The organism is Escherichia sp. KCJ4928, assembly GCF_004352695.1.
In the GTDB taxonomy this organism is placed as follows: domain Bacteria; phylum Pseudomonadota; class Gammaproteobacteria; order Enterobacterales; family Enterobacteriaceae; genus ECMA0423.
This window is the reverse complement of the sequence record NZ_SJWV01000207.1, coordinates 1-6635: the sequence shown is the minus strand read 5'-3', so window position 1 is coordinate 6635 and position 6635 is coordinate 1. Positions and strand designations below refer to the sequence as shown.

At 46.7% G+C, this 6635-nt stretch carries 8 protein-coding genes; 3 read left to right on the top strand and 5 right to left on the bottom strand.

The window, feature by feature from the left end:
* Positions 1-99: 99 nt before the first annotated feature.
* The 4 genes from ydfJ to E0D98_RS20330 form a co-directional block, all read right to left on the bottom strand.
* On the bottom strand, positions 100-1467 hold the full coding sequence (ydfJ, locus tag E0D98_RS20345) for an MHS family MFS transporter YdfJ (protein WP_000151243.1): 1368 nt from the start codon (positions 1465-1467) through the stop codon (positions 100-102).
* Between the two features lie 57 nt (positions 1468-1524).
* A complete protein-coding gene (locus E0D98_RS20340; protein ID WP_050877204.1) occupies positions 1525-2544 on the bottom strand; it encodes a Zn-dependent oxidoreductase in 1020 nt (339 codons plus the stop codon).
* Between the two features lie 11 nt (positions 2545-2555).
* Positions 2556-3770, bottom strand: a complete 1215-nt coding sequence (gene rspA, locus E0D98_RS20335) for a starvation-sensing protein RspA (protein ID WP_001296944.1) — start codon at positions 3768-3770, stop codon at positions 2556-2558.
* A gap of 205 nt (positions 3771-3975) precedes the next feature.
* On the bottom strand, positions 3976-4302 hold the full coding sequence (locus tag E0D98_RS20330; RefSeq protein ID WP_000598292.1) for a YnfA family protein: 327 nt from the start codon (positions 4300-4302) through the stop codon (positions 3976-3978).
* A 134-nt stretch (positions 4303-4436) separates the two neighbouring features.
* Between E0D98_RS20330 and E0D98_RS20325 the strand changes: the two genes are divergently transcribed.
* Both E0D98_RS20325 and speG read left to right on the top strand, forming a co-directional pair.
* Complete coding sequence (locus tag E0D98_RS20325) at positions 4437-4778, top strand: DUF1283 family protein (RefSeq protein ID WP_000705211.1); 342 nt, start codon at positions 4437-4439, stop codon at positions 4776-4778.
* Positions 4779-4812: 34 nt separating this feature from the next.
* Positions 4813-5373 carry a spermidine N1-acetyltransferase gene (speG, locus tag E0D98_RS20320; RefSeq protein ID WP_001138581.1) on the top strand — a complete coding sequence of 187 codons (561 nt, stop codon included), beginning with the start codon at positions 4813-4815 and terminating at the stop codon, positions 5371-5373.
* 2 nt (positions 5374-5375) lie between these two features.
* On the opposite strand, the gene E0D98_RS20315 is transcribed toward speG, so the two are convergent.
* Positions 5376-6086 (bottom strand): YnfC family lipoprotein, encoded by a 711-nt coding sequence (locus E0D98_RS20315; RefSeq protein WP_001321287.1) that lies wholly within the window; start codon positions 6084-6086, stop codon positions 5376-5378.
* A 107-nt stretch (positions 6087-6193) separates the two neighbouring features.
* Here E0D98_RS20315 and E0D98_RS20310 point away from each other — a divergent pair, with 107 nt between their 5' ends.
* Positions 6194-6499: a DUF1161 domain-containing protein gene (locus E0D98_RS20310; RefSeq protein ID WP_001307224.1), complete on the top strand. Its 306-nt coding sequence runs from the start codon at positions 6194-6196 to the stop codon at positions 6497-6499.
* Positions 6500-6635 lie beyond the last annotated feature (136 nt).

Sequence of the window (6635 nt, the reverse complement as noted above, 5' to 3'; positions counted from 1 at the left end):
TTATTTCCCATAACAATTCCTTAAATTTAAATATGGCAAGCTACATGTTTTGTTATATGAATAAAAATCCCCTCTCCGGTAAGAGAAGGGATTGAGGATTTACAGACTTCTGGAAGGTTGCGCAGCTCTTACAACACGCGGTTGATCTTCCGCAGCGTCTTCCAGCGCACTTAAATCACGGTCTTTCACTTCTGGCATTTTCAGCGCAGAGATTAAACCAATCACTGAATATGCCATGATCATAATGGCGATCGGATACCAGGATTCCGTCATGGTGCAGAAAATACCCGCCAGGATAGGACCAAAACCGGAAGCGATAAGACCACCAATTTCTTTAGAAATGGCCATCCGGGTAAAGCGGTTTTTACAGCCGAACATTTCTGCCATGGTAATGTTTTCCAGAGCAAATAATCCCAGCACCGCACAGTTATGAATCACAATCAGTGCAACCATAATGGTGCTCGGGGCATAGCTTTTATCTACAATGATAGAAAGCATTGGCCATGCCAGCACAATCGCGGAGGTATTCATAATAATATACGGGATCCGGCGACCAATTTTATCGGATAACCAACCAAGGAACGGAATGGTCATAAAGCCGAGAATCGAACTAATCATCAATGCATCTGTTGGAATTGCTTTGTTAAACAATAACGTCTGCACTAAATAGCCTGCAAGGAAAGTCTGAATTAACCCGGAGTTACCCGCCTGACCAAAACGCAGCCCTGTTGCCAGCCAGAAGGATTTGCTCTGGAACATGCTACCAGCAGGTGCAGGTTTTGCTGTGGGTTGGTTGCTGTCATTAACCTTCTCAAAGACCGGGCTTTCTTTCAGATTCATACGTAACCAGATAGCAAAGACCATCACGACAACGCTCGCCAGGAACGGTATACGCCATCCCCACGCCAGCAGTTCCTCTTTACTGAGAATGAAGAACATAAAGGCCCAGATTGCCGTTGCGCTCAAGGTTCCGCAGTTAGTTCCCATAGCTACAAATGAGGAGATAATTCCGCGCTTACCTTTTGGTGCATATTCCGCCAGCATCGTACCGGCACCGGAAATTTCCGCACCTGCACCCAACCCCTGAATAATACGCAGCGTCACCAGCAAGATGGGGGCAAAAACACCAATCTGTGCATAGGTCGGTAACACACCAATTAAGGTGGTACAGATCCCCATCATGGTGATGGTAATAAAGAGCACTTTTTTACGCCCTATTCTGTCGCCCATTTTGCCGAAAATAAATGCTCCGACAATACGCGCCACATAACCTGCACCGTAGGTTCCCATTGCCAAAATTAACGCCATTGCCGTTGATGATTCAGGAAAAAATATTTCATGAAACACCAACGCTGCGCCGAGCGAATATAACTGGAAATCCATAAATTCAAGCGCAGTGCCCAGCCATCCCGATACTGCTGCTTTCACCAAATCCTTAGTGCTTCTTTCGTGTTTTTCTATTGTCATAATGGTTATCTCTAAAAAAGAGGTAAGATGCGTACTACTTACTCGCCGTTATTGGTATTATTCAGAAAAAGTGAGTAAGACTTTGCAGCAATGTTTTTGATCCTGTTCAAATAAACTAATGGCATCAGCAACATGCTGGAAATCAAACGTATGGGTAATTAATTTTTCTGGTTTAATTAACCCTTTACTTAACCAGTCGATAACGACCGGGAATTTATTTGCATTTAAGCGTGAAGAGAAAATAGAGAGTTCTTTTCCGGTAATTCCTTGCTGAATCACTTCAGACGGTTCACTGGAGAAGCCCATCAATACAATACGTGCCGCTGGAGAAGCCAGCGTTACGGCCTCTTTCAGGATAGAAGGATGACAAGCCGCATCGATAATTAATGTCGGCTTGATGCCTTTTTCAGTGAAAATCTCGCCAAGCGGTGTCTGGCTGTTATTAATCGCCCAGTCTGCCCCGCTCTCTTTCGCTTTTTCCAGTCGTTCATCAATGCGATCGGCAACAATCACATTTTTAACGTTATAGACGCCTTTTAATACCTGAACGATCGTCAGGCCGATTGGACCGGCACCATAAACCAGAACGGTATCATTTTCAGTCGGTTGACCATGACCGGTAACGTTAGTCGCAATGGTAAAAGGTTCGATCATCACCGCATATTGATCGGCCACTGCTTCAGGAATTTTCCACGCATTTTTTGCCGGAACCACGGCATATTCACTGAAACCACCGTCAGCGTGCACACCTAATACAGCAAGTGTCGTACAAACGTTCGGCTTACCTATAGAGCACGGATAGCAATGCCCACAGCTGACCACCGGATCGACAGCAACGCGTTCACCGACTCTGGCGCTTTCCACACCTTCACCCACCGCATCAATGACGCCAAAGAATTCATGACCAATGACGCGCGGATATTTCGCAAAAGGATTATGCCCACGGTAAATATGGCTATCTGAACCACAAATTCCGGCAAGTTTCACTTTTACTCGTACTTCACCCGCTGACGGGGTGGGTATTTCACGTTCGATAATCGACAGTTGATTCGGTTTTTCAATTAAAATGCTTTTCATTACCTTACTCCTTACCAGTTCCACAGCGTGCCATCTTCCAGACGTGCGACTGGCAGATAAGCAGGTTCATAGGGATATTTCGCCGCCAGCTTTTCATCGAATTCGATGCCAAGACCCGGTTTGTCTCCCGGATGCATATAGCCGTTATCGAAAGTCCAGTTGTGCGGGAAGACTTCGAGCATTTGTTCGGAATAACCCATGTACTCCTGGACACCGAAATTGGGGACCCACAGATCAAAGTGCAGCGCCGCAGCCATGCAGACTGGTGACAAATCGGAAGGACCGTGTGAGCCAGTACGTACCTGATACAGCGAAGCAAAATCGGCAATCCGGCGCATACCGGTAATTCCGCCTGCATGGGTCAGCGTGGTGCGGATATAATCGATGAGTTGCTCTTCAATCAGTTGTTTGCAGTCCCAGATGCTGTTGAAGACTTCACCCACTGCGATGGGTGTGACGGTATGTTGGCGAATGAGACGGAAGCATTCCTGGTTTTCTGCAGGCGTCGGGTCTTCCATCCAGAACATGCGATAATCTTCAATGCTTTTACCAAAGCGCGCCGCTTCAATAGGCGTTAAGCGATGGTGCATGTCATGCAGCAAATGTTCATTAAAACCAAACTTGTTACGTACCGCGTCAAGCAATTTCGGCATGAAATCGAGGTATTTCTCCGTCGACCACAGCTGCTCTTCCGGCCACTGTCCTTTGGTTGCGGGTTCATAAGCCAGACCTTTACCTTTCGACATGCCGTAGGTGGTTTTCATACCAGGGATTCCGCACTGCACGCGGATGGCTTTGAATCCCAGCTCCTGATGACGGGCATAATCATCCAGAGCTTCATCAATACTGTGACCGGTGGTATGGCAATAAACCATCACCCCTTCACGAGACGCGCCGCCGAGTAACTGGTAAAGCGGCATGTTGGCAGCTTTGGCTTTAATATCCCACAGCGCCATATCAACCGCTGAAATGGCCGACATCGTAACCGGACCGCGACGCCAGTAAGCACCTTTATAGAAAAACTGCCAGATATCTTCGATACGGTGCGCATCGCGACCAATAAGCTGCGGACAAAGGTGATCCTGCAAATAAGAGGCCACGGAAAGCTCACGTCCATTGAGGGTGGCATCCCCAAGGCCCGTAATACCGTCCTCAGTGGTGATTTTTAATGTGACGAAATTACGCCCCGGACAGGTAACAAAAACTTCAGCCTTTACGATCTTCATGTTCGATTCCTTGCATCGCTTGTCGTGATGCATGAAATCTACGCAACTGAGCTACTACCATACAAGTATAAAGATCGAAAAAAGCCGGAGTGATCACAAAAAAAGGCGTATATTTGCGCTGTGAATGGTTGACAAAAGATGAAATAGAATACCTTTTGTCAGCTGACACTTCCTCTTATCTTATTGATAAAATGGATTTATGTTCCTACGTGCGCCCCCAGCCCGCAACAATGATCAACATGCCGCAAAGCGCAATCAACGCACCCGTCCAGTCATAAAGAGTCAGTTTCACGCCATCCACAACGCGCAGCCACATCAACGCCGTGCAGACATAAACGCCACCATAAGCCGCGTAAACACGCCCACTCGCCGCTGGATGCAACGTTAACAACCAGACAAACAGCGCCAGTGAAATCCCCGCCGGAAGCAACAGCCAGATACTGGCGTTTCGTTTTAACCACAACCAGGGCAGAAAGCATCCAATAATTTCACACAGCGCAGTAGCAAAAAATAGTAACGTTGTTTTAATCATCTTTGTCTCTTATTGACATCATGTATAGTTATAGGGCGACATAATATCATCAATATAAACACCCTCCTGGTACGTTTTGCGTCCGCAGTGGATGGTGTAGAATCACCTTTAATCATTCATACAGGGAATGAATTATGAAAATCACTCTCAGCAAACGAATCGGCCTGCTCGCTATTCTGCTGCCTTGCGCACTGGCATTGAGCACAACTGTTCATGCCGAAACTAACAAACTGGTGATTGAGTCTGGCGACAGTGCACAAAGCCGCCAGCACGCCGCTATGGAAAAAGAGCAATGGAATGACACGCGCAATCTGCGCCAGAAAGTGAATAAACGCACTGAAAAAGAGTGGGATAAAGCCGACGCCGCTTTTGATAACCGCGATAAATGTGAGCAAAGCGCCAACATCAATGCCTACTGGGAGCCCAATACTTTGCGCTGCCTGGACCGTCGAACTGGCCGCGTTATTACCCCCTAACCTGTTATTGATTTAAGGAATGTAAGGACACGTTATGCCAAGCGCCCACAGTGTTAAGCTACGCCCGCTGGAGCGTGAAGATTTACGCTATGTACATCAACTCGACAACAACGCCAGTGTGATGCGTTACTGGTTTGAGGAACCCTACGAAGCCTTTGTTGAACTCTCTGATCTGTATGATAAGCATATTCACGATCAGAGCGAACGGCGCTTTGTGGTGGAATGTGACGGCGAAAAAGCCGGTCTGGTGGAGCTGGTGGAAATTAACCATGTTCATCGCCGCGCAGAATTTCAGATAATTATCTCCCCGGAGTATCAGGGGAAAGGTCTGGCAACCCGTGCCGCCAAATTAGCAATGGACTATGGCTTTACCGTTCTCAATCTCTATAAGCTGTATCTGATCGTTGATAAAGAGAATGAAAAAGCGATTCACATTTACCGCAAGCTTGGCTTTTCGGTTGAAGGTGAATTGATGCACGAGTTCTTTATTAATGGTCAATATCGTAATGCCATTCGCATGTGTATATTCCAGCATCAGTATCTGGCAGAGCACAAAACACCGGGTCAGACTCTCCTGAAGCCGACCGCACAATAGCATTAATAATAATCGATCGTATTTTTGATGGTGTAAACCCGTTCGACGGCGGGTTTTACTCCTTCATCAACAATGATTAGCTGACAGTCCACCGGATTAGCGTGACTGTCATATTCACAGCTCTGTTTTACATTACCAACCCGTTGATTATTCAGTAAAGTAACCGCTGTGTAATCTAATTTTTTGATCGGATCCGTTGATGGCGTGGCGCTGACAGATAATGTTTTGTCGTTACTTTTCGTGGTTTTACCCAGCGGATAACCCTGATCATCATAGCGATATTCCATCTGCATTTGTTTGCTGCTGGCTTTAATCACGAAGCCATTATCATCGGTTTCCCAACTCACCCCGGCAGAAGGTAATTCTGCTAGCTGGCATTTTCCTTGTAAACGTACTCTCTTCTCCAGCGTCTCGGCATCACGGTAATAATTGGCGTCCAGTACCAGAGCGACCACGGTATTATTTTCCAGATCCAGTAATTCGAGTGAATCAAAACAGCCTTCTTCCGACAAAGTCCCAGAAACACGTTTCGTCACTTCACCTTGCTCATCCATTAATGTCTGAGTGAAATCTTTTACCGGACCACGCAGCGGATCAAAATCGAATTCATTAGAGAAACTGGCCATCTCAGGGGTAAATGAAAGTGTTACCTCTGTGCGGTCACATCCTGTGAGGAATATCGCGAGTAAGCATGGTAGTAATTTGTATTTCACAACAGTCACCAGAGAGTAGAGATGATTCTCAATCATAGTAGCAAATACAGTACTTTACACGTTAAATGCTATGCTTAAAGAAGTTATCTTCGCGTAAGGAGCTTATGATGAAACTCTCAACCTGCTGTGCCGCGCTTCTGCTCGCCCTCGCCTCACCCGTGGTACTCGCCGCGCCGGGATCCTGTGAGCGCATACAGAGCGATATATCACAGCGCATTATCAATAATGGCGTACCCGAAAGCAGCTTCACGTTAAGTATTGTACCCAATGACCAGGTTGATCAGCCTGATTCCCAGGTCGTCGGCCATTGCGCTAATGATACGCATAAAATTCTCTATACCCGCACCACCAGCGGTAACGTCTCTGCTCCCGCGCAGTCTACCCAGGATGGCGCGCCTGCCGAACCGCAGTAATACATTATCGACTGAACGCCGGATACGACACATCCGGCGATTTGAACATACAACATAATCCCACCTTATTACTCATACCCTTCTATTGATATGGATTAATAATTCTTAACCCAAAATGGGTAGACTCCCTCTATTG

Bases quoted from the DNA above. Each gene is read 5' to 3' on its own strand.
- ydfJ (WP_000151243.1), bottom strand. From the start codon at position 1,467: ATGACAATAGAAAAACACGAAAGAAGCACTAAGGATTTGGTGAAAGCA.
- E0D98_RS20340 (WP_050877204.1), bottom strand. From the start codon at position 2,544: ATGAAAAGCATTTTAATTGAAAAACCGAATCAACTGTCGATTATCGAA.
- rspA (WP_001296944.1), bottom strand. From the start codon at position 3,770: ATGAAGATCGTAAAGGCTGAAGTTTTTGTTACCTGTCCGGGGCGTAAT.
- E0D98_RS20330 (WP_000598292.1), bottom strand. From the start codon at position 4,302: ATGATTAAAACAACGTTACTATTTTTTGCTACTGCGCTGTGTGAAATT.
- E0D98_RS20325 (WP_000705211.1), top strand. From the start codon at position 4,437: ATGAAAATCACTCTCAGCAAACGAATCGGCCTGCTCGCTATTCTGCTG.
- speG (WP_001138581.1), top strand. From the start codon at position 4,813: ATGCCAAGCGCCCACAGTGTTAAGCTACGCCCGCTGGAGCGTGAAGAT.
- E0D98_RS20310 (WP_001307224.1), top strand. From the start codon at position 6,194: ATGAAACTCTCAACCTGCTGTGCCGCGCTTCTGCTCGCCCTCGCCTCA.